The 24,269-nt window shown below is 73.2% G+C and carries 24 protein-coding genes and 1 riboswitch; of the genes, 7 read left to right on the forward strand and 17 right to left on the reverse strand.

Features of this window, described 5'->3' with window-relative positions; genetic code table 11:
* The coding region (locus tag KSNIM_RS07355; protein WP_263102415.1) for a DMT family transporter at nt 1-246 on the forward strand (246 nt) is incomplete at its 5' end.
* 40 nt (nt 247-286) lie between these two features.
* Here the strand turns inward: KSNIM_RS07355 and KSNIM_RS07360 are convergent.
* Complete coding sequence (locus tag KSNIM_RS07360) at nt 287-1,405, reverse strand: HoxN/HupN/NixA family nickel/cobalt transporter (protein WP_263102416.1); 1,119 nt, start codon at nt 1,403-1,405, stop codon at nt 287-289.
* 31 nt (nt 1,406-1,436) lie between these two features.
* A riboswitch (cobalamin riboswitch) is annotated at nt 1,437-1,642 on the reverse strand.
* Nucleotides 1,643-1,724: 82 nt separating this feature from the next.
* On the opposite strand from KSNIM_RS07360, the gene KSNIM_RS07365 reads away from it, so the two are divergent.
* Both KSNIM_RS07365 and KSNIM_RS07370 read left to right on the forward strand, forming a co-directional pair.
* A complete protein-coding gene (locus tag KSNIM_RS07365) occupies nt 1,725-2,105 on the forward strand; it encodes an ArsR/SmtB family transcription factor (protein ID WP_263102417.1) in 381 nt (126 codons plus the stop codon).
* A gap of 165 nt (nt 2,106-2,270) precedes the next feature.
* Nucleotides 2,271-3,317: a phosphatidylinositol-specific phospholipase C domain-containing protein gene (locus tag KSNIM_RS07370; protein WP_263102418.1), complete on the forward strand. Its 1,047-nt coding sequence runs from the start codon at nt 2,271-2,273 to the stop codon at nt 3,315-3,317.
* A 48-nt stretch (nt 3,318-3,365) separates the two neighbouring features.
* Here KSNIM_RS07370 and KSNIM_RS07375 read toward each other — a convergent pair whose 3' ends face one another.
* The 7 genes from KSNIM_RS07375 to KSNIM_RS07405 form a co-directional block, all read right to left on the reverse strand.
* Entirely contained in the window at nt 3,366-4,172 is an 807-nt protein-coding gene (locus tag KSNIM_RS07375) for an Fpg/Nei family DNA glycosylase (RefSeq protein WP_263102419.1), read from the reverse strand.
* 130 nt (nt 4,173-4,302) lie between these two features.
* Nucleotides 4,303-5,127: an ATP-binding protein gene (locus tag KSNIM_RS07380; protein WP_263102420.1), complete on the reverse strand. Its 825-nt coding sequence runs from the start codon at nt 5,125-5,127 to the stop codon at nt 4,303-4,305.
* A gap of 76 nt (nt 5,128-5,203) precedes the next feature.
* A complete protein-coding gene (gene aroQ, locus KSNIM_RS07385; protein ID WP_263102421.1) occupies nt 5,204-5,647 on the reverse strand; it encodes a type II 3-dehydroquinate dehydratase in 444 nt (147 codons plus the stop codon).
* Entirely contained in the window at nt 5,644-6,732 is a 1,089-nt protein-coding gene (aroB, locus tag KSNIM_RS07390; protein WP_263102422.1) for a 3-dehydroquinate synthase, read from the reverse strand. Before aroB ends, aroQ begins: the two co-directional genes overlap by 4 nt.
* Complete coding sequence (locus KSNIM_RS07395; RefSeq protein ID WP_263102423.1) at nt 6,729-7,250, reverse strand: shikimate kinase; 522 nt, start codon at nt 7,248-7,250, stop codon at nt 6,729-6,731. The genes aroB and KSNIM_RS07395 overlap by 4 nt, the downstream gene beginning before the upstream one ends.
* Nucleotides 7,247-8,431 carry a chorismate synthase gene (gene aroC / locus KSNIM_RS07400; RefSeq protein WP_263102424.1) on the reverse strand — a complete coding sequence of 395 codons (1,185 nt, stop codon included), beginning with the start codon at nt 8,429-8,431 and terminating at the stop codon, nt 7,247-7,249. Before aroC ends, KSNIM_RS07395 begins: the two co-directional genes overlap by 4 nt.
* A gap of 207 nt (nt 8,432-8,638) precedes the next feature.
* A complete protein-coding gene (locus KSNIM_RS07405; RefSeq protein ID WP_263102425.1) occupies nt 8,639-9,469 on the reverse strand; it encodes a shikimate dehydrogenase in 831 nt (276 codons plus the stop codon).
* Between the two features lie 140 nt (nt 9,470-9,609).
* Here KSNIM_RS07405 and KSNIM_RS07410 point away from each other — a divergent pair, with 140 nt between their 5' ends.
* Complete coding sequence (locus tag KSNIM_RS07410; protein WP_263102426.1) at nt 9,610-10,002, forward strand: peptidoglycan-binding domain-containing protein; 393 nt, start codon at nt 9,610-9,612, stop codon at nt 10,000-10,002.
* A gap of 43 nt (nt 10,003-10,045) precedes the next feature.
* On the opposite strand, the gene mltG (KSNIM_RS07415) is transcribed toward KSNIM_RS07410, so the two are convergent.
* From mltG (KSNIM_RS07415) to KSNIM_RS07440, 6 genes are all read right to left on the reverse strand, one after another.
* Nucleotides 10,046-11,938, reverse strand: coding sequence for an endolytic transglycosylase MltG (gene mltG, locus KSNIM_RS07415; protein WP_263102427.1), 1,893 nt, complete (start codon nt 11,936-11,938; stop codon nt 10,046-10,048).
* A 104-nt stretch (nt 11,939-12,042) separates the two neighbouring features.
* Nucleotides 12,043-13,236 carry an endolytic transglycosylase MltG gene (gene mltG, locus KSNIM_RS07420; protein ID WP_263102428.1) on the reverse strand — a complete coding sequence of 398 codons (1,194 nt, stop codon included), beginning with the start codon at nt 13,234-13,236 and terminating at the stop codon, nt 12,043-12,045.
* 118 nt (nt 13,237-13,354) lie between these two features.
* The gene (ruvX, locus tag KSNIM_RS07425; protein ID WP_263102429.1) at nt 13,355-13,840 is read right to left on the reverse strand and encodes a Holliday junction resolvase RuvX; all 486 of its coding nucleotides are present in this window, start codon (nt 13,838-13,840) and stop codon (nt 13,355-13,357) included.
* Nucleotides 13,840-16,509: an alanine--tRNA ligase gene (gene alaS / locus KSNIM_RS07430; RefSeq protein WP_263102430.1), complete on the reverse strand. Its 2,670-nt coding sequence runs from the start codon at nt 16,507-16,509 to the stop codon at nt 13,840-13,842. The genes ruvX and alaS overlap by 1 nt, the downstream gene beginning before the upstream one ends.
* Nucleotides 16,496-16,924, reverse strand: coding sequence for a DUF6167 family protein (locus KSNIM_RS07435; RefSeq protein WP_263102431.1), 429 nt, complete (start codon nt 16,922-16,924; stop codon nt 16,496-16,498). The genes alaS and KSNIM_RS07435 overlap by 14 nt, the downstream gene beginning before the upstream one ends.
* 4 nt (nt 16,925-16,928) lie before the next feature.
* Complete coding sequence (locus KSNIM_RS07440) at nt 16,929-17,405, reverse strand: DUF948 domain-containing protein (RefSeq protein ID WP_263102432.1); 477 nt, start codon at nt 17,403-17,405, stop codon at nt 16,929-16,931.
* Nucleotides 17,406-17,619: 214 nt separating this feature from the next.
* Here KSNIM_RS07440 and KSNIM_RS07445 point away from each other — a divergent pair, with 214 nt between their 5' ends.
* Complete coding sequence (locus tag KSNIM_RS07445; protein WP_263102433.1) at nt 17,620-19,803, forward strand: ATP-binding protein; 2,184 nt, start codon at nt 17,620-17,622, stop codon at nt 19,801-19,803.
* Between the two features lie 275 nt (nt 19,804-20,078).
* Here KSNIM_RS07445 and rpsD read toward each other — a convergent pair whose 3' ends face one another.
* On the reverse strand, nt 20,079-20,693 hold the full coding sequence (gene rpsD / locus KSNIM_RS07450) for a 30S ribosomal protein S4 (RefSeq protein WP_263102434.1): 615 nt from the start codon (nt 20,691-20,693) through the stop codon (nt 20,079-20,081).
* Between the two features lie 381 nt (nt 20,694-21,074).
* Nucleotides 21,075-22,424 carry a replication-associated recombination protein A gene (locus tag KSNIM_RS07455; RefSeq protein WP_263102435.1) on the reverse strand — a complete coding sequence of 450 codons (1,350 nt, stop codon included), beginning with the start codon at nt 22,422-22,424 and terminating at the stop codon, nt 21,075-21,077.
* A gap of 103 nt (nt 22,425-22,527) precedes the next feature.
* Here KSNIM_RS07455 and KSNIM_RS07460 point away from each other — a divergent pair, with 103 nt between their 5' ends.
* On the forward strand, nt 22,528-23,028 hold the full coding sequence (locus KSNIM_RS07460) for a VOC family protein (RefSeq protein WP_263102436.1): 501 nt from the start codon (nt 22,528-22,530) through the stop codon (nt 23,026-23,028).
* A gap of 1 nt (nt 23,029) precedes the next feature.
* Here KSNIM_RS07460 and ppk2 read toward each other — a convergent pair whose 3' ends face one another.
* The gene (gene ppk2, locus KSNIM_RS07465) at nt 23,030-23,833 is read right to left on the reverse strand and encodes a polyphosphate kinase 2 (RefSeq protein ID WP_263102437.1); all 804 of its coding nucleotides are present in this window, start codon (nt 23,831-23,833) and stop codon (nt 23,030-23,032) included.
* 183 nt (nt 23,834-24,016) lie between these two features.
* On the opposite strand from ppk2, the gene KSNIM_RS07470 reads away from it, so the two are divergent.
* Nucleotides 24,017-24,269 (forward strand): LysR family transcriptional regulator (locus KSNIM_RS07470; protein ID WP_263102438.1); only part of this gene is annotated, 253 nt, incomplete at its 3' end.

A 24,269-nucleotide genomic window follows, 5' to 3' on the forward strand; every position in this document is an offset into this window, starting at 1 on the left:
CCGGGGGCGCTGCGGCGCGGCCTGCCCGCACTGACCGTGGTCGGGGTGGCCGACGTCGCCGCGAACGCCGCCTTCGCCGCCGCCTCGCACCGCGGGTCGGTGGCCGTGGCCGCGGTGCTCGCCTCGCTCTATCCGGTGGTCACCGCACTGATGGCCCGGGGGCTGCTCAAGGAGCGGCTGCGGCGCGTCCAGCTGCTCGGCGCGGGTCTCGCGGTGGCGGGCACCCTGCTGCTGGCGGCGGGCTGACGCCCCGTCCCCCGGCCGGCGCGACCGCCCGCGGGCCACCTCAGCCCGCCCGACCGGGCGACCAGCGCTGCTCGACCCGGGCGATCCGCCAGTAGCCGATCGCCGCCGCCCAGACCACCACGAACAGGCCGACGATGACGAAGCCGACGTTGTCCAGGCTGAGTCCGGCGATCCAGCCGCTCACCGGGTCGTTCAGGCCGAGCTTGTCGTGCAGCACCGCGACCAGCTCGATGGTGCCGATGACGAAGGCCACCGCGATCGACAGGCCGGTGATGGCGAGGTTGTAGAAGACCTTGCGGACGGGGTTGGAGAACGCCCACTGGTAGGCGAAGTTCATGAACGTGCCGTCGAGGGTGTCGAACAGGCTCATTCCGGCGGCGAAGAGCAGCGGCAGGCAGACGATCGCGTACCAGGGCAGGCCGGCCGCGGCGCCCGAGCCGGCCATCACCATCAGCGTCACCTCGGTGGCGGTGTCGAAGCCCAGGCCGAGCACCATGCCGACCGGGAACATCTGACCCGGGCGGGAGATCGAGCGGGTGGCCCGCCCGAGGATGCGGTTCATCAGCCCGCGGGAGTCGAGCTGCCGTTCGAGCTCGGCCTCGTCGTAGGTGCCGGCCCGCATCGCCCGGAAGACCCGCAGGATGCCGAGCAGCGCGGCCAGGTTCAGCGCGGCGATCAGGTAGAGGAAGGCGCCGGAGGCGGTGGTACCGATGGTGCCGAGCACCTGGTGGGCGGTCGAGCCGTCGTCCATCAGCACCCCGGCCAACTGGGCGCCGCCCGCCACCAGGGCGGCCATCAGCACCACCATCGACGAGTGGCCGAGCGCGAACCAGAAGCCCACCGAGACCGGCCGCCGGCCGTCCGCCATGAGCTTGCGGGTGGTGTTGTCGATCACCGCGATGTGGTCGGCGTCGAAGGCGTGCCGCATGCCCAGGGTGTAGGCGGTGATGCCGAGTCCGGCGCCGAACACCTGGGTGCCGACCTCGTACCTCTCCGGCACGACCAGCAGGAAGAGCGTGCCGAAGGCCGCCACGTGCATCGCCAGGATGACCGCCAGCAGGCCGGCCGTGCGGAGGGTGTCCTCCCGGCGCCAGCGGAACGCGGGCAGGCCGGGGGCGGTCGACGGCGGCGCGGCCGTCCCGGTTGCGGGCAGGGTCATCTGCGGTTCACGCTCCAGCACCTCGTGGAATGACGTCGTGAGGCGCCGTGGCCGGTCTCCTGGCTCACGGGGAGGTTCTGACGGTGCCCGTACCCGGCCTTCCCGGGCGCGCGCTGCGCCCAGTGACCCGCGAGGGGTACGGATTGACTCCCCGTTCACAGTGGCGAGGGCCGCTCCGGACTCGGACCCTGAGGTCCTGCACCGGTCTTCCCGAGCACCACGGCTGCTCCACCGTAGGGGTGACGCACCGACAGCTGCAAGCCTGCACAACCGCGCAGGTGTCGTAGATCACGACCGGTCGGCCTGCGAGAATGCCGCCATGCACCTCCTTCCCGCCGATCGCGCAGGCCACCGCACCATCGACGGGCACCGGGTCTGCGAGGCGATCGCCGGGATCGGCGACACCGGCCGGGTCAGGTCGTGGGCGGAGCGCTTCGGGCTGCTCGCCGACCCCGGACGGCTCGCCCTGCTGCTCGCCCTGCACACCACCGGGCCGCTGGCCGTCACCGACCTGGCGCTGGCCACCGGGATGCGCGACCCGGCGGTCTCCCAGGCGCTGCGGCTGCTGCGCGCCGCGGGCGTCGTCGAGGGCGAGCGCGACGGGCGGGTGGTGCGCTACCGGCTGACCGACCCCGCGGTCGCCGAGGTCCTGGAGCACGGGGTGCTGGGGCGCGCCGAACGAGCCGCCGGCACGGGATGAGCCCCTGCACGGAATAGGCACCTTCTGACAGTTTGCCAGTGCGGCGGAGGGTCAGCTTCAGCCAAGTTTTCTTGTCATGTCACCTCGAAGCCCTTCCGGTGGCCCATGCTTCCGGAGGCGGCCCGTCCGGGCCGCCGTCCCCAGGCTCCTGACGAGGAGACACCCGTGAAGCTTCGCCGTACGTTCGCCGTGGGGCTGCTGGCCGCGGCCGCCACCCTGCTCCCCGCGCACCAGTCCGGCGCCGCCACCGGCGGCGGGCTGCCGTTCGGTTCGGCCACCGCCGTCGGGATCCACAACACCTACGACCCGGCTGCCTTCCCCTTCCTCGCGCGGAGCCTGGACACCGGCACCGGCATGATCGAGCTCGACGTGTGGACAGACACCGTCACCAAGGAGTGGAAGGTCAGCCACTCCAACCCGCTCGGCAACTCCAACAACTGCACCGCCGCCACCAACCCGGCGACGCTCTACGGCGGCGGCACCAACAAGAACCTCGAGTACTGCCTCGACGACCTGCGGATCTGGCTCGCCGCGCACCCGTCGAGCGGGCCGCTGGTGGTCAAGCTGGAGCTCAAGGGCGGGTTCGCCGCCAACCGCGGCATGGGTCCGGCCCAGCTCGACGGCCTGATAGCTGCCCACCTGGGCAGCGCCGTCTTCCGCCCGGCCGACCTGCTCGCCAAGCCCGGCGGCGGCAGCTACCCGAACCTCGACGAGGCCGCGAAGGCCGGCAACTGGCCGACCCGCGCCGCTCTGGCCGGCCGGGTCCTGGTGGACGTCATCCCCGGCACCGTCGAGGAGGGCAACCCCTTCGACACCCTGCACACCGACGTCGAGTACAGCCGCTACCTGCGCGATCTCGCGGCGGCCGGCAAGGCCGGCCAGGCCCAGGTCTTCCCGGTGGTGCACGGCGCCGTCTCCGGCGACCCGCGCAACGCCTACGGCGAGACCAGTATTCGGCCGTGGTTCGTGGTCTTCGACGGCGACGCCTCGGCATACGTCGGCGGCATCGACACCGGCTGGTACGACGCCCGCCACTACCTGCTGGTGATGACCGACGCCCACAACGTGGCGCCCGCCATCAGCTCCACCGACCCCACGGCCGACCAGGCCCGGGCGCGGGTCACCCAGCTCGCGGCCGCCCACGCCAGCATCGTCTCCAGCGACTGGCGCAAGCTGCCCGAGGTGCAGTCCATGGTGCTGCCGCGGGGCTGACGGACCGTCCGACCTGCCCGGCCGGCCGTCCGGCCGGGCAGGAGGCACTCAGCGCTGCTGGCAGCCGGGGCACCAGAAGAGGTTGCGGGCGGCCAGCGACTCGGTGCGCACCGGTGTCCCGCAGACCAGGCAGGGCATGTCGGTGCGGCGGTAGACGTACACCTCGCCGCCGTGGTCGTCGACCCGCGGCGGCCGGCCCATCGCCTCCGGCGTGTGCTCCTGGCGGACGGTGTCGATCCGGCCTGCACCGACGCCCAGGTGCATCAGGGCGACGAGGTCGGCCCATATCGCGTCCCACTCGGTGCGGGTGACGTCCCGGCCCGCCCGGTGCGGGCTGATGCCGAGGCGGAAGAGCACCTCGGCGCGGTACACGTTGCCGACGCCGGCCAGCACCTTCTGGTCCATCAGCAGCGCGGCGACGGTCGTGGAGCTGCGGGCCATCCGCCGCCAGGCGGCGTCCGGGTCGGCGTCGGGGCGCAGCGGGTCGGGGCCGAGCCGGGCGTGGACGGCGTCCTTCGCGGCGGGGTCGAGGAGCTCACAGGTGTTGGGGCCGCGCAGATCGGCCCAGCCCTCGTCGTTCGCCATCCGCAGCCGGACCTCGCCGACCGGCGCCGGGGCGCCGCCGCTGCCGAAGGTGAAGCCGCCGTACAGGCCGAGGTGGATGTGCAGCCAGTCCTCGCCGAAGCCGAGGAAGAGGTGCTTGCCGTGGGCCTCGGCCTCGTCCAGCGGACGGCCGTCCAGCCGCGCGGCGCCCTCGGCGAACCGCCCCTGCGGGCTGCTGACCCGCACCGGCCGGTCGGCGAACACCCGGTGGTTCTCGCGGGCGAGGCGGTGGATGATGTGGCCCTCGGGCACGGGCGTCAGCTCCTCGTCTGGTCCGTTGCGGTCCCTCCATCATCCCAGGCATCTGTGACACCCCGGCCGGCCGGTCCGGTCACCCGGGTGCCCGCGAGGAGCGCCGGATCCGCGGCACGGCGGTGGCCCGCTACGGGCGGCCGGTGAGGCGGGACATGATGGCGCGGTCCAGGGCGGCGGCGGTGGCGGCCACGTCGAGCTGGGAGTTGTCGATGATGGGGAGCCCGGAGGTGCGCCAGCCGGCCATCCGGCCGTGGATGCGGGCGACCTCCTCGTCGCTCAGCCGGCGGTTGCCGCTGCGGCGGGCGTTGCGGGCGAGCACCGAGTCGAGGCCGGGCAGCAGGACGACCGGGATCATGCCGGGCCCGATGTGGCGCTTCCAGCCGCCGAGGCCGATCGCCGGGCGGTCCGGGAAGACGGCGTCGTCGATGATGCAGGAGATGCCGTTGGCGAGGTAGTTGCGGCAGGCGAAGCCGCAGGTCCGGCGGGCCAGCCGGTACTGGGCCTCGGAGGCGTTGTTCCAGCCGGACTGCGGATTGGCGAAGCCGGACTGCACCCACTCGCGGACGTCGTCCAGGCTGATGTGCGCGGTCGGCATCGGCTGCCGCTCGGCCCAGTGCCGGGCGACGGTGGTCTTGCCGGCCCCGGCCGGGCCGATCAGCAGGACGGCTATCGGGCCCGTCGGCAGCGGCTGCTGGGGCGGGTGCGCGGGCAGCTGGACGGGCGCGCCGGCCGGCAGGACGAAGTGGCCGGTGGCGCCGGGCGGCACGGTCATGGCGGGCGCAGGGGGCGCGGGAGGCGCCGCGGGAGGCATCACTGCGCCGGGCTGCGGCTGCCCCGCGGGCTGCTGCGGGTACGGCGGCCGGCCCACCGCCGGTGCTGCCCCCGGCCGGGCCGGGTACGGCGGCGCGACGGGTCGCGGAGGCATCGGTCCTCCCCCGGTGTACTGCGACATCGTCACCTCCCGACCCGGACACTACACGTCGGCCCGGTGGCGGGCACAGTCCGCCACCGGGCCGTGTGAGGGCACGTCAGCGGGTGGTGAGCTCCTCCGCGAGGGCGCGCAGCGCCAGCTCGTAGGAGCCGAGGCCGAAGCCGGCGATGGTGCCGGAGGCGATCGAGGCGATCACCGAGTTGTGCCGGAAGGCCTCCCGGGCGTACGGGTTGGAGATGTGCACCTCGATGAGCGGCGCCGTCCGCTGGGCGGCGGCGTCGCGCATCGCGTACGAGTAGTGCGTGAAGGCGCCCGGGTTGATCACGACCGGGGTCTTCGCGTCGGCGGCCTGGTGCAGCCACTCGACCATCTGCAGCTCGGAGTTGGTCTCCCGGACCTCGACGTCGAGGCCGAGTTCGGCGCCCAGCGCGGTACAGCGCTCGACGAGCCCGGTGTACGAGGTCGCACCGTACACGTCGGGTTCGCGGCTGCCGAGCCGGCCGAGGTTGGGGCCGTTGAGGACGAGCACCTTGGCGGTCATCCTGACACCTCCGCGTAGGCGGCGACCAGCAGGGACGGGTCGGGCCCCTCCAGGATGGAGGTCTTGGCCAGGCCGTCCAGGACGACGAAGCGCAGCAGGTCTCCGCGGGACTTCTTGTCGATCTTCATGGCGTCGAGCAGCCGCGGCCAGGCGTCCGCCCGGTAGGTGAGCGGCAGGCCGACCGAGCCGAGCACCCGGCGGTGCCGGTCGGCGGTCTCGTCGTCCAGCCGACCGGCGAGGCGCCCGAGTTCGGCGGCGAAGACCATGCCGATGGAGATCGCCGCGCCGTGCCGCCACTTGTAGCGCTCGTTGCGCTCGATGGCGTGGCCGAGGGTGTGGCCGTAGTTGAGGATCTCGCGGCGGCCGGCCTCCTTGAGGTCGCCGGAGACCACGTCGGCCTTGACCTGGATCGCCCGCCGGATCAGCTCCAGGGTGTGCGGCCCCGCCGGGCCGGTGGCGGCCTCCGGGTCGGCCTCGACCAGGTCGAGGATGACCGGGTCGGCGATGAAGCCTGCCTTGATCACCTCGGCGAGGCCGGAGACGTAGTCGTGCTTGGAGAGCGTCTCCAGGGTCGCCAGGTCGGCGAGCACGCCGGCCGGCGGGTGGAAGGCGCCGACCATGTTCTTGCCCTCGGCGATGTTGATGCCGGTCTTGCCGCCGACGGCCGCGTCGACCATGCCGAGCAGGGTGGTGGGCATGGAGATCCAGCGCACGCCGCGCAGCCAGGTGGCGGCGACGAAGCCCGCGAGGTCGGTGGTGGCACCGCCGCCGAGGCCGACGATCACGTCGCTGCGGGTGAAGCCGGTCTGGCCGAGCACCGACCAGCAGTACGCGGCGACCTCGGCGCTCTTGGCGTCCTCGGCGTTGGGCACCTGGAGGGCGATCGCCTCGTAGCCCTCGGCGGCGAGGTCCTCGCGGACCGCCTCGCCGGTGGCGGAGAGCGCCTCCGGGTGGATGACCGCGACCCGCTTGGCCTTGCCGCCGATCAGCGGGGCGAGCTCGCCGAGCAGCTGGTGGCCGACCAGCACGTCGTACGGGTCGTGGCCGGCGCTGCCGCCGACGTGGATGGTGACGGTGTCGGTCATGCCTGCTTCAGCTCCAGTGCTTCCATTACGGCGTCCGCGACCTGCTCCGGGGTGAGCCCCTCGGTGTCGACGACGGCCTTGGCCACCTCCAGGTAGAGGGGGCGTCGGGCCTCCATCAGCTCGCGCCAGCGGGCCCGCGGGTTGACCGCGAGCAGCGGGCGCGGCGCGTCCAGGCCGACCCGCTTGACCGCGTCGCCGAGCGCGACCTCCAAGTACACCACCGGCAGGCCGGCCAGCAGGGCGCGGGTGGCGTCGGCCATCACCGCGCCGCCGCCGAGCGCGAGCACCCCGGGGTGGCCGTCGGCGGCCGCGCGGACGGCCCGCACCTCCAGCTCGCGGAAGTGCGGTTCGCCCTCGTCGATGAAGATCTCCGGGATCGGCTTGCCGGCCGTCGCCTCGATGTCGGCGTCGGTGTCCCGGAAGCCCACGCCGAGCCGCTCGGCGAGCAGCCGGCCGACGGTGGACTTGCCGGCCCCGGGCGGGCCGACCAGCACGACGACCGGTGCGCCCCCGTTCATCGGACGATCAGGTGGTCGAGGTAGGACTGCACGTTGCGGCGGGTCTCCGCGACATTGTCGCCGCCGAACTTCTCGGCCACCGCGTCGGCGAGCACCAGGGCGACCATCGCCTCGGCGACGATGCCGGCGGCGGGCACCGCGCAGACGTCCGAGCGCTGGTGGTGGGCCTTGGCGACCTCGCCGGTACGCACGTCCAGGGTCTGCAGTGCCCGCGGCACGGTGGCGATCGGCTTCATCGCGGCCCGCACCCGCAGCAGCTCGCCCGTGGACAGGCCGCCCTCGGTGCCGCCGGAGCGGCCGGAGGTGCGTCGCACGCCGGTGTCGGTCGGGACGATCTCGTCGTGCGCCTTGGAGCCGGGTACCCGGGCCAGCTCGAAGCCGTCACCGACCTCGACGCCCTTGATCGCCTGAATGCCCATCAGGGCGGCGGCGAGGCGGGCGTCCAGTCGGCGGTCCCAGTGCACGTGCGAGCCGAGGCCGACCGGCACGCCGTACGCCAGCACCTCGACGACGCCGCCGAGGGTGTCGCCGTCCTTGTGGGCCTGGTCGATCTCGGCGACCATCCGCTCGGAGGCGTCGGCGTCCAGGCAGCGCACCGGGTCCTCGTCGAGGCGGGGTTCGTCGGCAGGCAGCGGGTACACGCCGAGCGGTGCCCTGGCGGCGCCCAGCTCGACGACGTGCGAGACCAGCTCGATGCCGCAGGTCTCCTTGAGGTACGAGCGGGCCACGGTGCCGATGGCGACCCGGGCCGCGGTCTCGCGGGCGGAGGCGCGCTCCAGGATCGGGCGGGCCTCCTCGATGGAGTACTTCTGCATACCGGCGAGGTCGGCGTGGCCGGGGCGCGGGCGGGTCAGCGGCTCGTTGCGGGCGAGGCCGGCGAGGATCTCCGGGTCGACCGGGTCGGCCGACATGACCTGCTCCCACTTCGGCCACTCGGTGTTGCCCACCATGACCGCGACCGGGCTGCCCATCGTCAGGCCGTGCCGGACGCCGCCGAGGAAGGTGACCTCGTCCTGCTCGAACTTCATCCGGGCCCCGCGGCCGTAGCCGAGCCGGCGGCGGGCCAGGGCGTCGGCCACCATCGCGGTGGTGACCGGCACACCGGCCGGCAGGCCCTCCAGCGTCGCGACCAGTGCGGGGCCGTGCGACTCCCCCGCCGTCAGCCAGCGCAACCTACCCAACGGAGCTCCTTCGTCAGCGGCCCGGCCCGCGCGGCACGGACCGACCGGGGCTTTCGTCCGGCGGGCCCGTTCTCGGGCAGGAGGCCACCGGGCCCGCACTCTGCTCCGATCCTTTCATGCCGCGGCGCGGGACCGGCGCGTGGTCCGCGTGGCGGACACCCGGATGGACACTCACAGGTTTGCCGCGCCGTGCCCCGGGTAGCTTGTTCAGCTCGCCGCGAGCGCCGCCTCGCCGGCGGCGCGCATCGCCGCGAGCGGGCCCGGCTTCACCCCGGTGAACGCCTCGAACTGGAGCACGGCCTGGTGCGCCAGCAGGTCCAGCCCGCCGAGCACCGTGCCGCCGCGCTCGGCGCAGGCCGCCGCCAGCCGGGTCGGCCACGGGTGGTACAGCACGTCGAAGAGCACCCCGGGCTCGGCCGGCAGCGCCTCGGCGAAGCCGTCGGTGGCGCCGGCCGGCGTGGTGGAGATCGTCAGCGGGTGCGCGAGCGCCTCGGCGCCGTCCTCCCAGGCCGCGGTGCGGATGCGCAGGCCGAGGCGGTCGCCGAGCTCCCGCATCTGGGCCGCCCGCTCGGCACTGCGGACGTGGACGGCGACCTCGCCGGTGCACACCTCGGCCAGCGCGGCCAGCGCCGAGGAGGCGGTGGCGCCGGCACCCAGGACGGCGGCCGATTCGACCCGCTCCACACCGCGCTCGCGCAGCGCGTTGACCAGGCCCGGCACGTCCGTGTTGTCGCCGCTGCGCCGGCCGTCCGGGCCGAAGACCACGGTGTTCACCGCGTCGACGGCGAGCGCGGTCGGACCGACCTCGTCCAGCAGCGGGATGATCGCCCGCTTGAGCGGCATGGTGAGCGACAGGCCGGCCCACTCGGCGGGATCGATCCTTTCGATGAACTCCGGCAGCCCGGCCTCGTCCACCTCGAACCGGTCGTACCGGCGTTCCGCCATCCCGAGCGCCGCGTACCCGGCGCGGTGCAGCGCCGGCGACAGCGAATGGGCGATCGGTGAGCCGAGTACGGCGGCCCGCAGCTGTGTCGTCACGTCAGTCCCCTCGGGGGCGGTGGATCAGGACAGGTGTCCCCGGCTTTTCGGCCACCTCCACCGGAACGGGCGGCCGCCCGGCGGATCGTGCGCGCACGATACGGCTGAACATGTGTTCGACCTACCGTAGGGAGCACCGGATGTCCCGCATCGTACGCACCGCCGCCGCCACCGCGCTGGCCCTGTCCGGACTCTGGCTCGGCACCGCGCCGGCCGGGGCCGCCTCGCTGCCGTCCTGCACCCGCGCCGTGGCCGACATGGGGGTCTTCGTCCCCGGCACCTCGAGCGGCTCGGTCGACTGTGTCCTGGGGGTGGGCAACCAGGGCGAGGCCGTCGACGTGCTGCAGAGCGCGATGCACTACTGCTACGGCGAGGACGTCGCCGCCGACGGCGTCTTCGGCCCCGCCACCAAGGCCGCGCTCCGCCGGGTGCAGAGCCGCGCCGGCGTCTACCCGGACGGCGTCTACGGCCCGCAGACCCGGAACGCGATGCTCTTCCTCGGCCACTCCGGCGGCGGCTGCCAGCAGTACTGACACGACGGCGCGGCCGGTCGTACCGACCGGCCGCGCCCGCGGCTCACTTGCAGGTGACCGTCGCCTTGTCGTACTTCATGCCCTTCGCGATGCACCAGTCCTCGGTGTTCTTCGCGTGCTCCTCGCCGGTGGCGGCGAACTTGGTCTCCTGCGGGGAGATCGCGAGCCAGAAGACCCAGTCGCCCGGAGTCGGGTCGAGCACGGCCCGGATCGCCTCCATGCCGGGGTTGGAGATCGGCGTCGGCGGCAGACCCGGGTTCACGTACGTGTTGTACTTCAGCGAGCCGTCGTGGATCTCCTTGGCGGTCAGCTCCTTGCGGCCCAGCTGGTACTGGAGCGTGGTGTCCAGGCCGAGCTTGTGCTGGGTGACGTTGGTGGTCAGCCGGTTGCTGATCGCCCGCGCCATCTTGCCGAAGTCCTCGCTCTTGTTGCCCTCGACCTGCAGGATGCTCGCGTCCACGAGGACCTCGTAGCCGCTCTTGAGGCCGAGCTTCTGGGCCGCCTGGTCGAGGTTGAGCTCCTGGTAGCGCTTCACCGCGTTGCCGACCATCTGCTTGAGCAGGTCCTCCGGCTTCATGCCCTTGGCGATCGGGTACTTGTCCGGGAAGAGGAAGCCCTCGATGTTGCCCTTCGCGTAGTCGGGCAGGCCGAGGTTGTTGAGCTGCTCCTTGGCCACGTTCGCCGTGGTGCCCTTGGGCAGCTGCAGCTTGTCGTCGATCCTCGGGTAGACGTCGACGGCCTTCAGGCCCTCCGGGAGGATCAGCGCGTTGCCGCCGGCGGAGTCCACCAGCAGCTTGACCGCCGACGCGCCGGACATCTGGCGGGCCATCGTGTAGAAGCCGGGCTGGATGCTGCCGGACTTCGGGTCCTTGTTGAAGGCCGCGACGAAGGCGTCGACGCTCTTCACCACACCCGACCTGAACAGCAGCGAGCCGATGGCCGTGCCGCTGGAACCCGACGGGATCTCGATGTTCACCGAGCCCGCGCCCGCGCCCGCGTAGTCCGGCGGCGGGCCGAAGTGGTCCTGGTAGAACCCGTAGCCCCACCAGCCGGCGCCGCCCATACCGCCGAGCAGCACCAGCGCGACCACCAGGCAGGCACCGCGGTTGCGGCGGCCCGCCTTCTTGCCGTTCTCCTTGCGCTTGCGCTCGGCCTCGCGGGAGGTGTCCTCCTCCGCGGAGAAGAACGAGCCCTCGTCGGCGCCGTCCTCCTCGGCGTACTCGTCGAGGTCCTCGTCCTCCCACTCCTCGACCTCGGTCTCGGCCGGGCCGTCGAGCGCCGCAGCCTCGGCCTCCCAGTCGATGCCGTCCGGACCGGGACCCGACGGACCCGCCCCCGCGCGGCGCACCGGCGCGCCCTGCTGCTGCGGCGGCCGGCCCGGCTGCTGCCCGGCCTGCTGCGGGAAGCCCTGCTGCGCCCGCGCCTGCGGCGGCATCTGCCCGGGCTGCATCTGGCCCGGCTGCATCCGGCCGGGCTGCGCCGGGGCCTGCGGCATTCCGCCGCGCATCTGCTGCTGCGGGTGGCCCTGCTGGGGGTAGCCCTGCTGCTGCGGCATCTGCCCCTGCTGCTGGAGCCCCGGCGGGATCTGCCAGGAGCCGGTCTGCTGGGCGGACTGCTGCGGGTACTGCTGCTGTCCGTAGCCGCCCTGCTGTTGCGGGACCTGCTGCTGGTACTGCTGCTGCGGCGCCTGGCCCTGCTGCTGCGCCTGTTGCGGGTAGCCCTGCTGCCCGTACGAGGGCTGCTGCTGCCACCCCTGCTGTTGCTGCTGCGGGTAGCCCTGCTGGCCGTACTGCTGCTGCCCGAACGCGTCGGGTTGCACCTGCCACGAGCCGGTCTGGTCGGCGGACTGCGGCTGCTGCGGGATGCCGTAGCCGGGATCGCCCGGGTGCCACGGCTGCTCTCCCTGGGGGCGGTAGCCCCCGCCCAGGTCAGTCATCGAACCCCTTATGCGTACCGCCGACTCGAACCGGCGTGCTACGGCATCATCCGGAGGGAGACGTTACCGTACCGCAGCATTGGCGATTCGCTGTACGCACACCGTCAGTGACCGTCCTCCGGGGGCGGGGAACTCTGTTGCGCCTGATATGCGTTGAACTCCGCGACGTTCTTCTGCTGCTGTTCGAAACTGTCGGTGAACCTGGTGTCGCCGGGACGCACGGTGACGAAGTACAGCCAGTCGCCCTCGGCGGGGTCGGCCGCGGCCCGCAGGGCCTCCCGGCCCGGATTGGAGATCGGTGTCGGCGGCAGTCCGGGGTGCAGGTACGTGTTGAACGGGGAGTCCAGCTTGGTGTCGGTGTCCGTGGTGGTCAGGGAGGAGCGGCCGAGGGCGTAGTTGATCGACGAGTCCAGCTGCAGCGGCATGTTCCTGGCCAGCCGGTTGTAGATCACCCGGGCGACCTTGGCCATGTCCTCGGCGTTGTCGGCCTCGCCCTCGACCAGACTGGCCACGGTGAGGATCCCGTACGGGGTCTGTGCGAATGCGGTGGCGGCGTCGTCCACACCGCCGGACTCCATCGCCTTGCCGCTCTCGGAGACCATCTGCTGCAGCAGTGCGAGCGGGGTGGTGTCACCGGTCACCGCGTACGTCGACGGGTAGAGGTAGCCCTCGGGGTTGTCCTTGGCCGCCTCCGGCAGACCGAGGTCGCCGGCGTGCTGCCGGGCGATGCCCTTGGTGGTGCCGGGCGCGAGGTGCAGTCGCTCGTCGATCGCGGAGTACACCTGCTCGGCCCGGCGACCCTCCGGGATGGTGAGGGCGTTGGCGTTCGCCGGGTCGAGCAGCACCCCGAGCGCCGAGGCCACCGACATCTTCAGCTTCAGCGTGTAGGTGCCGGGCTGGATGGTGTTGCCGGCCGGATGGCGGGCGGCCGCGTCGGTGAACGCCTTGGTGCTGGCCACCACGCCGCTCTTCACCAGCGCCCGGCCGATCGTGGTGAGGCTGGCGCCCTGCGGCACGGAGACCTCCACCGACCCGCTGCCGCCCCCCGCGAAGTCCGCGGCCGGCGGCTCCGCCTTCGGCCACACCAGGTAGGCCGCGAGCGCGAGCACGCAGGCCACCCCGAACAGCGCCAGCACGCTCAGGCAGCAGGCCGCCCCCGAGCGCACCTTCTCCGGGTCCGGCGGCTCCACCGCGTACGGCTGCCCGGGCGGACGCCCGTCGGGCTCCTCGGCGGGAGCGCCCAGGTGCCCGGGGGTGACGCCCGGCCCCAGGCCTGGTGCGGTGAACGGGTCGGTCACGGCGGTCCCTCCGTCGGCAACCGGCGGTACCGGGCTGCCCCAACAACGGCGACAACGGCGAAGGGGTCCGTGCGGACACCTCCGCACGGACCCCTTGTGGGACGTTAGTACGAACTGCTCAGCCGGTCGGCTCGACACTCTCGCCGGGCGCCCGGCCGCTCACCCGTTCGGCCTCCAGTGCCGCCTGGAGGATCACCACGGCCGCCGCCTGGTCGATCACCGAACGGCCCTTCTTCGAGGACCGGCCCGAGGCCCGCAGGCCCTGGGCGGCGGTGACGGTGGTCATCCGCTCGTCCACCAGCCGGACACCGACCGGCGCCAGCAGCGCCGCCAGTCGCCCGGCGTACGCCCGGACCTTCGCCGCGGCCGGCCCCTCCTTGCCGCTCAGCGAGCGGGGCAGGCCGACCACGACCTCGATCGCGTCGTACTCCTCGACGATCTCCTTGAGCCGCGCCTGGGAGCGGCCCCCGGCGGGCACGGTCTCCACCGGCGTGGCGATCAGCCCGTCGGGATCGCAGGACGCGACCCCGATCCGGGCGTCACCCACGTCGACGGCGATCCGCCGGCCCCGCCGGAAGACCTTCTCGGGCTGCTCCTCGGTCATCAGGAGGCGCGCTCCGCGACCAGGGCGCGGACGGCGGCGATCGCCTCGTCCACCGCGGCCGGGTTGGAGCCGCCGCCCTGGGCGACGTCGTCCTTGCCGCCACCGCCGCCGCCGAGCGTCTTGGCCGCGGTGCGGACCAGCTCGCCGGCCTTCACGCCGCGGGCGCGGGCGTCCTCGTTGGTGGCGATCACCGTCAGCGGGCGGTCGTTCGCCACGGTGAACGCGGCGACCACGGCCGGGCGCGAGCCCAGACGGCCCCGGACGTCCAGCACCAGCTTGCGCAGCTCGTCCGCGCCCACGCCGTCGGCGACCCGGGCCGAGACCAGGGCCACGCCGCGGACGTCCTCGGCGGAGTCGGCGAGACCGGCGGCGGCCGCGAGGACCTTCTCCGCACGGAAGCGCTCGATCTCCTTCTCGGCGTCCTTCAGCTTGGCGAGCATGCCCGAGATCTTCTCCGGCAGCTCCTCCGGGCGGCCCTTGACCAGCTCGGTGAGCTGGGAGACCACGGTGTGCTCGCGCGCCAGGAACTTGTACGCGTCGACGCCGACCAGCGCCTCCACGCGGCGCACGCCGGAGCCGATCGAGGACTCGCCGAGCAGCTTCACCAGGCCCAGCTGGGCGGTGTTGCCGACGTGCGTGCCACCGCACAGCTCCTTGGAGAAGTCGCCGATGGTGACCACGCGCACCGAGTCGCCGTACTTCTCGCCGAACATGGCGATGGCGCCCTGCTTGCGGGCCTCGTCCATCGTCATGACCTCGGCGGTGACGTCGAGTTCGCGGACCAGCACCTCGTTGATCTTCTGCTCGACGTCGGTCAGCACCGAGCCGGGCACGGCGGCCGGCGAGCCGAAGTCGAAGCGGAAGCGACCCGGCGCGTTCTCGGAACCGGCCTGGGCGGCCGTCGGGCCGAGCGCGTCGCGCAGCGCCTGGTGGGTGAGGTGGGTGGCCGAGTGGGCGCGGGAGACCGCGCGGCGGCGGTCCACGTCGATGGTGGCGTACGCGGAGGCACCGAGCACCACCTCGCCGAACAGCACGCCGCCGGAGTGCACCGTCACGCCGGGCACCGGCTGCTGGACATCGCGGATCTCGACGACCGCACCGGAGTCCAGGCGGATCCGGCCGTGGTCGGCGAGCTGGCCGCCGCCCTCGGCGTAGAACGGGGTGCGGTCGAGGATGATCTCGACCTCGTCGCCCTCGGTGGCGGCCGGCGCCGGGACGCCGTTCACCAGCAGGCCGACGACAGTGGCCTCGCCCTCGGTGGCGGTGTAGCCGGTGAAGACGGAGGCGCCGGACCTGTCGGCGACCTCGCGGTACGCGGCGACGTCGGCGTGGCCCATCTTCTTGGCCTTGGCGTCCGCCTTCGCGCGGTCCCGCTGCTCCTGCATCAGACGGCGGAAGCCGGCCTCGTCCACCTGGAGGCCCTGCTCCTCGGCCATCTCCAGGGTGAGGTCGATCGGGAAGCCGTAGGTGTCGTGCAGCTTGAACGCCTGGTCACCGGAGAGCACCGCACCGCCGGACTGCTTGGTCTCGGTGACCGCGGCGTCCAGCAGGCTGGTGCCGGCCTTCAGGGTCTGCAGGAAGCTGGACTCCTCGGAGGTGACGACCGTCTCGATGCGCTTGCGGTCGGTCTCCAGCTCCGGGTACTGCGGGGCCATCGCCTTGATGGTGATGTCGGTGAGCTCCTTGGCCACCGGCTCGGTGGCGCCCAGCAGGCGCATGTTGCGGATGGCGCGGCGCAGGATGCGGCGCAGCACGTAGCCGCGGCCCTCGTTGCCGGGGGTGACGCCGTCGCCGATCAGCATGATCGCGGTGCGGAAGTGGTCGGTGACCACGCGCAGCGAGACGTCCGACTTGTGGTCGCGGCCGTAGGCGTGGCCGGTGAGCTCGGCGGCGCGGTCGAGGATCATCCGGCTGGTGTCGATCTCGAAGAGGTTGTCGACGTCCTGCAGGATGGCGGCGAGGCGCTCCAGGCCGAGGCCGGTGTCGATGTTCTTGCTCGGCAGGTCGCCGAGGATCTCGAAGCCGTCCTTGCCGTCGCCGTGGCCGCGCTCGTACTGCATGAAGACCAGGTTCCAGATCTCCAGGTAGCGCTCGCCGTTGACGGCCGGGCCGCCCTCCTCGCCGTACGCGGGGCCGCGGTCGTAGTTGATCTCCGAACACGGGCCGCACGGGCCGGGGACGCCCATCGACCAGAAGTTGTCCTTCATGCCGAGGCGCTGGATGCGCTCGGACGGGACGCCGATGACGTCGCGCCAGATCTGCTCGGCCTCGTCGTCGTCCTTGTAGACGGTGATCCAGAGCTTCTCCTTCTCCAGGCCGTAGCCGCCGTCCGCGACGGGCGTGGTGAGCAGCTCCCACGCGAACTTGATGGCCCCTTCCTTGAAGTAGTCGCCGAAGGAGAAGTTGCCGCACATCTGGAAGAACGAGCCGTGCCGGGTGGTCTTGCCGACCTCCTCGATGTCCAGCGTGCGCACGCACTTCTGGACGGAGGTGGCCCGGGAGTACTGCGGCTTGACCTCGCCGAGGAAGTACGGCTTGAAGGGCACCATGCCGGCGTTGACCAGCAGCAGGGTGGGGTCGTCGGCGACGAGCGACGCCGACGGTACGACGGTGTGGCCGCGCTCCTCGAAGAAGCGCAGCCAGCGGCGGCGGATCTCAGCCGACTCCATCAGTGGTCCTTCCGGTTGGGTTGCTGCCCGGCAGCGCTCGGCGCTGGCGGGGCTCGGCAATGCTCTTGGTGGTGGTGCTGCGCTTCGGGGGCAGGGCGGCGGCCGGGGAGCCCGGGGCCGCCGAGATAGCTCGGTGGCCGGGCTCGGGGCGCAGCGCGCGGCGGCGGCGCGGCGGCTCGACCACGGCGGTGCCGTCGAGGCCGAGGTCGGCGCGGAGCTCCTGCTCGCGCTCGGTCATCCCGGTCTGGACGTCCCGGGCGAAGCGCTTGGCGGCGTCGCCGAGCCGGAGGGCGCCGCGGGCGGCGGTGCCGGAGATGCTGTCCGGGGTGAGCCGGTGCACGGCCTCGTTGGCCTTGCCCATGGCCCAGACGGCGGCGCCGGCGCCGACCGCCATCCAGAAGATGCGTCGAACCACCGTGTCAGCCCCTCACCGCTCGCCGGACGCGGGCCAGCAGCCCGCCGCGGCGCGGCGCGGTGGCCGCGCGGACCTCGGCCCGGACCAGCCGGGCGAGCGCGTCGCGGTCGGCCTGCTCGGGGAGGGCCGCGGTGCCCTGCTGGCGGGCGACGGCCTTGCGGACGCCGTAGCTGAACGCGGCGACCTTGACCAGCGGGCCGCCGATGGTGGCGGCGACGGTGGAGGAGAGGGCGTTGGCGTTGGCGGCGGCGTCCTGCACGTTGGCGGTGATCTCGTCCACCCGCTCCAGCTGCTCGTTGGCGCTGCGGACGGCGGTGCCCGCGTCGACCAGCAGCGGCACGGCCTGTTCGGTGACGGCGGAGACCAGCGCGGTGGCCTCCTTGAGCACCTTGGAGAGCCGGACGAGCACCACGGCGAGCAACGTCACGAGGACCGCCCAGAACACGGCCACCAACAGGCCGGCCAGTTCTCCCACGGACACCTTGTGCGCTCCCTCGCCTTGCAGCTTCCTCCGAAGGGAACCCTATCGTGACCACGGGCGGTTTCCCGACCGGATAAGGGCGGCGGGGCCGCGTCGGGAGGCCCGGCGGGGCGGCGGGGGCGGGCGTGACCCACCCGGCGTTCACCTCGTTGATCGGGACGGGCGGCCGGCGGCCGGCCCGTCCATCCATCCCACCGACGACATGGGGGCATCGGTGTCGAGCGAACCCGCGGCGGACGGGCGGCGGCGGTCGGCGCGCGGCCGGCTTCCCGCCGACCTCACCAGCTTCGTCGGCCGCCGTTCCGAACTCACCGCCCTGGCACGGCTGCTGGACACCTCACGGCTGGTCACGGTGACCGGCCCGGGCGGGGTGGGCAAGACCCGGCTGGCGCTGCGGGCGGCGGGCGCGGCCGGCCAGGACCTGCGGGACGGCGTCCGGCTCGCCGAGATCGGCCCGGTGCAGGACGCCCTGCTGCTCGGCCACGCGGTGATGGAGGCCCTGGAGCTCACCGACTCCACCGCGCGCCCGCCGCTCGACGTGCTGGTGGAACAGCTGGCCGACCGCCGGATGCTGCTGGTGCTGGACGGCTGCGAGCACCTGGTCGACGCCTGTGCCGAGCTCGCCGACGTCCTGCTGCGCGCCGCGCCGGGCCTGCGGGTGCTGGCCACCAGCCGGCAGTCGCTGCGGGTGGACGGCGAGCACCTGCTGCCGCTGGCGCCGCTGCCGGTGGAGGCCCGGGACGGCCGGCGACCGGACTCGGTGCGGCTGTTCGCGGACCGCGCGGCGGCGGTGGTGCCCGGTTTCGCGCTGACCGCGGAGAACGCCGACGACGTGGCGCTGCTCTGCCGCCGGCTGGACGGCATCCCGCTGGCCGTGGAGCTGGCCGCGGGCCGGCTGCGCTCGCTCTCGGTGGAACAGATCGCGATCCGGCTGGACGACCGGTTCCGGCTGCTGACCGGTGGTGCCCGCACGGCCCCGCCGCGGCACCAGACGCTGCGCACCACGATCGGCTGGAGCCACGAACTGTGCACCGCGCAGGAACGTTTGCTCTGGGCCCGGCTGTCGGTGTTCGCCGGCGGCTTCGACCTGGAGGCGGCGGAGTACGTCTGCACGGGCGAGGGCATCGACCCGGACGTCCTGCCGGAGCTGCTCGGCGACCTGGTGGACAAGTCCGTCCTGCTGCGGCTGGACGGCGGCGACGCGGTGCGCTTCCGGATGCTCGACACGCTGCGCGAGTACGGCGCGCAGTGGCTGGCCGCGGCCGGCGAGGAACAGCGGCTGCTGCGCCGGCACCGGGACTGGTACCTGGGCGTCGCGACCTGGGGCGAGGTGGAGTGGTTCGGGCCGCGGCAGGCCGAGACGGCCGAGCGGACCCGCCTGGCGCACCCCAACCTGCGGGCCGCGCTGGAGTTCTGCCTGGCCGAGCCGGGCGAGGAGCAGCAGGCGCTGGTGCTGGCCGGGACGCTGTGGTTCTACTGGGTCGGCTCCGGCCACCTGGGCGAGGGGCGGCACTGGCTGGACCGGGCGCTGGCCCTGGCGCCGGAACCGACCGGGGCCCGGGCGAAGGCGCTCTGGGTGACCGGCTACATGGCGACGCTGCAGGGCGACCTGGCGCGGGCCGCGCCCGCGCTGGAGGAGTGCCGGCGGCAGGCGCTGGAGACCGGGGACGACCGGGCGCTGGCGTACGCGGTGCACCGGCAGGGCTGCGCGGCGCTCATCGCGGACGATCCGGTGCGGGCGGCCGAGCTGTTCGAGGAGGCGCTCTGGCACTACAACGCGCTGGGCGAGCTGAACAGCAACGTCCTGATGGCGATGTTCGAGCTGGGGCTGGCGCGGCTGTTCCAGGGCGACGCCGAGGAGGGCACCGCGTGGATCGAGCGGGTCCGGGAGATCTGCGAGGAGCACGGCGAGCAGTGGGCCTACGCCTACGGCCTGTACGCCTACGCGCACGCCAGCTGGACGACCGGCGAGCTGCGGCGGGCCCGGGCGTACGCGCGCGAGTGCGTGCGGCTCAACCACCGCTTCCGGGACCTGCTGGGCATCGTGCTGGCGGTGGAGCTGCTGGCCGTGCTGGAGACCGAGGGTCCGGAGGCGGACCTGGTGGAGGCGCGGGTGCTGCAGGGGGCGGCGCACCGGATGTGGCAGGGCGTGGGGACGCCGTTCTTCGGTTCGCGGAGCTTCAACGGTCCGCACCGGGAGGGCGAGGAGCGGGCCAGGTCGGGGCTGACCGAGGAGGAGTTCGAGGAGGCGTTCGCGCGGGGTGCGGCGCTGGACCTGGATGCGGCGGTGCGGCGGGCGCTGGGCGGCGGCGAGTTCCCGCCGGGGCTGCCGTTCGACGCGGACGGCCGCCCGCCCGGCCCGTGCCCGGTCGAACCCTCACCGGTGCCTGCGCACTAGGACTTGTCGTCAACGGGCACTCGGGAGGTCGATTCAGGGGCGCGTGGGGGCACCTCCCGGCCGAAGGCTGGGGGAGAACTGCGCAGCCCCGGGGGTGGCGCCGCGGACGGATCCGGCTCACCCCTGGTCCTCCGCACGGTTCAGGGGCGCGCAGGGCGCCTCCTACGGTACCCGTGACTGTGGAGTCGTCCCGGGGCTTCTGGGCCCGGACAGGGGTGAGCCCCCGCAGCCGTGGGGCTGCGGGGGCTCGGTGCTGCCGTGGTACCGCTCGCGGGTCAGCGCGAGTAGTACTCGACGACCAGCTGCTCGTCGCAGACGACCGGGACCTCGCGGCGCTGCGGCGCGCGGTCCAGGCGGAAGGCCAGGGCCTTCAGGTTGACCTCGAGGTACTTCGGGGTCTGGCCCTCGCCGGCGTTGCCGCCCTCGCGAGCCACCTGGAAGGGGACCTTCTCCTTGGACTTGTCCTTCACCGTGACGACGTAGCCCGGCTTCATCTGGAACGACGGCTTGTTGACCTTGCTGCCGTTGACCTCGATGTGACCGTGCACGACCATCTGGCGGGCCTGGTAGATGGTGCGGGCGATGCCCGAACGCAGGACCAGGGCGTCGAGGCGGGTCTCCAGCAGGGCGACGAGCGCCTCACCGGTCTTGCCCTCGACCTTCTTGGCCGACTCGAAGGCGCGGGCCATCTGCTTCTCGCTCAGGTCGTACTGCGCGCGCAGACGCTGCTTCTCGGTCAGACGGACCTTGTAGTCAGAGTTCTGCTTGCGGCCGCGGCCGTGCTGGCCGGGCGGGTAGGGGCGGGCCTCGAAGTACTTGACGGACTTCGGGGTCAGCGGGACGCCCAGGGCACGAGCGATCTTGACCTTGGGGCGCTTCTGGTTCGCCATGGAACCAATACCTCTTTCGGTGTGCGAATACGGCTTCACCAGGTGTTGACGGAGGCCGCTTCTCGCGACCCGGAGAAAAACCACCGGGGTGGTCAGCCGCTCTCCGAGCCGGGCACGTGCGTGCTTGCACACGAGTGGCCCACCGACCGCGGGGGTGGTGGGCTGCCCGCGACACCGGAACCGGTGCGCGACGCTCCTGGAGGCCCTCCCGGAGGAGGGGCCTCGTGGCCGGTGCCCCGCTGGTGCGGACGGTCGGCCGGTTCTCACCCGCCGCCGTGCCCGGGACATGGCACTCCGGTCGAGTATACCGCCCGGCCTGCGGCCCGGATCACCGCCCCGGACCACCACGGGCCTCCGGGCCCCGGCACGACGCGCCCGGGATCATTCGCCCTTGAGCCGGGACCTGGTCCACTCGACGGTGTCGGCGTAGCGGGCCTCGCCGCCGCGCCGGGTGGGCCGGTAGTACTCCCGGCCGTGCACCGCGTCCGGCGCGTACTGCTGGGGGGCGATGCCCTCGGGGAGGTCGTGCGGGTACTGGTAGCCCTTGCCGTGGCCGAGCTTGCCGGCGCCGCCGTAGTGGGCGTCCCGCAGGTGCGGCGGGACGGGCCCGGCCAGGCCCTGCCGGACGTCGGCGAGGGCGGCGTCGATGGCCAGGTAGGCGGCGTTGGACTTGGGCGCGAGCGCCAGCGCGATGGCCGCCTCGGCGAGGATGATCCTGGCCTCCGGGAAGCCGATCATGGCGACCGCCTGGGCCGCGGCCACGGCGGTGGCGAGCGCCGTCGGGTCGGCCAGGCCCACGTCCTCGCTGGCGGAGATCATCAGCCGCCGGGCGATGAACCGGGGGTCCTCCCCCGCCTCGATCATCCGGGCCAGGTAGTGCAGGGTGGCGTCCACGTCACTGCCGCGGATCGACTTGATGAGGGCGCTGGCCACGTCGTAGTGCTGGTCGCCGTCCTTGTCGTAGCGGACGGCGGCCTGGTCGACGGCGGTCTCGGTGGCGGCCAGGGTGATCTCCGCCGAGCCCTGCTCCAGGGCGGCCCCGGCGGCGGCCTCCAGGGTGGTGAGCGCCCGGCGGGCGTCGCCGCCGGCGAGCCGCACGAGGTGGTCCTCGGCCTCCCGGGTGAGTTCGACGGCGCCCTCCAGCCCGCGCTCGTCGGCGACCGCGCGGCGCAGCAGGGTGCGCACGTCGTCGTCGGTGAGCGCCTCCAGGGTGAGCAGCAGGGAGCGGGAGAGCAGCGGGGAGATCACCGAGAAGTAGGGGTTCTCGGTGGTGGCGGCGATCAGGGTGACCCAGCGGTTCTCGACGGCGGGCAGCAGGGAGTCCTGCTGGGCCTTGGAGAAGCGGTGGATCTCGTCGAGGAAGAGGACGGTCTCGCGGCCGCTCATGCCGACGGCGCGGCGGGCGCCGTCGATGACCGCGCGGACCTCCTTGACGCCGGCGGTGATGGCGGAGAGTTCGACGAAGCGGCCCTCGACGGCCTGGCTGATCACGTGGGCGAGGGTGGTCTTTCCGGTGCCGGGCGGGCCCCAGAGGATGACCGAGCTGGTGGCGGCGGGGCCGCGGGAGCCGGCGACCAGGCGGCGCAGTGGGGAGCCGTCCTTGAGCAGGCGGCGCTGGCCGGCGACCTCGTCCAGTGTGCGCGGGCGCATCCGCACGGCGAGCGGGGCCCGGCCGGGCTCCTTGGCCTGGCGTTCCTCGGCGGCTGCGGTGAAGAGGTCCGGTTCGTCCACGGGCGCAAGGGTATGCGAGCGGACCGACGGCCCGGCCGGGTAGTTCGAATTTGAACCTGAGGGCGTACGCTGGGGGCTCCCCCCGTCGCCGAAGGAGTGCGCCATGCCCGTCCGCCGTCTGAACCACGCCGTGCTGTGGATCCGCGAGGTCGACCGTGCGGTCGCCTTCTACACCGACGTCTTCGGGTTCTCGGTGGATCACCTGATCCCCGGCCGGGCGGCGTTCCTGTCGGCTCCGGGCACGCTGAACGACCACGACCTCGGGCTGTTCGCGATCGGCGCGGACGCGCCCGGTCCGGAGCAGGGCCGGGTCGGCCTCTACCACCTGGCCTGGGAGGTCGGCACGCTGGGCGAGCTGGCGGAGATCGGGTCGAGACTGGCCGAGCTGAAGGCGCTGGTCGGCTCGACCGACCACCTGGTCTCCAAGTCCTTCTACGCCAAGGACCCGGACGGCAACGAGTTCGAGGTGATGTGGCGCGTCCCGCGCGAGGACTGGCCGGCCGCGGACTCGGGCGCCCGGCCGGGCCCGCTCGACCTGCAGGCCGCGCTGGAGCGCTGGGGCCCGGACCGCGGGACGGGTGCGGCGGCCGGCTCGGCGACCTGAGTCAGTCCGCCAGCTTCGCCGCGTGGTCCGGGACGAAGGTCTGCAGGTCGCGCGGCGGCCGGCGGTAGCCGGTGGCGGCCGGGCGCGGCGGCAGCACGACCTCGGGCGGCTCGACCGCCAGGTACGGGACGGTGGAGAGCAGGTGGGCGATCATGTTGACCCTCGACCGCCGCTTGTCGTCGCTCTCCACCACGTACCAGGGCGACTCGGGGATGTCGGTGTGGGCGAACATCACGTCCTTGGCCCGCGAGTACTCCTCCCAGCGGGTGATGGACTCGATGTCCATCGGGGAAAGCTTCCAGCGGCGCATCGGGTCCGAGAGGCGGTTCCGGAACCGCTTCTCCTGCTCGGTGTCGCTCACCGAGAACCAGTACTTGCGCAGCAGGATGCCGGCCTCGACCAGCATCTGTTCGAAGAGCGGGGCCTGGTGCAGGAAGAGCCGGTACTCCTCGTCGGTGCAGAAGCCCATGACGTGCTCGACGCCGGCCCGGTTGTACCAGCTGCGGTCGAACAGGACGATCTCGCCGGCGGTCGGCAGCTGTTCGACGTAGCGCTGGAAGTACCACTGGCCGCGCTGGCGCTCGGTCGGGGCCGGCAGGGCGGCGATCCGGGCGATGCGCGGATTGAGGTACTCGGTGACGCGCCTGATCGCGCCGCCCTTGCCGGCGGCGTCCCGGCCCTCGAAGACGACGACCAGCCGGACGCCCTCGCTGCGGACCCATTCCTGCAGGCGGACCAGCTCGTGCTGGAGACGCAGCAGCTCGCGTTCGTACGGCTTCTTCGCGAGCCGATCGGTCTTCCCCACAGGTGTGCCCTTCGTCCGCACGGTGGGCACCTACGCTACGGCGGATCGCCGGTCCGTGCGGGGAGCGGCACGGCGACGGCACCGGCAGTCCCCTGCACTGCCGGTACCGCTCCCCCCGTGAGCGGCCGACTCTGCCGCAGCCCCGGCCTCCCGGTCCAATTCCGTGATCCATACCCTGTGGGCATGGACATCGACACCCGGCTGCTGCGGGCGTTCGCGGCGGTGTTCGATGAGGGACAGCTGACCGCCGCAGCGTCCCGGCTCGGCGTCGCCCAGCCGACGCTGACCAAGCGGATCCGGCTGCTGGAGGAGCAGCTGGAGGTTCGGCTGTTCGAGCGGTCGCGCACCGGGATGGCGCCGACCGCGGCCGCGCACCAGCTGGCCGCGCGGGTGCCCGCCCTGCTGGCCGGCTGGGCCGACGCGCTGGCGGCGGCCC

This window comes from Kitasatospora sp. DSM 101779, from assembly GCF_025655475.1.
Lineage (GTDB): Bacteria > Actinomycetota > Actinomycetes > Streptomycetales > Streptomycetaceae > Kitasatospora.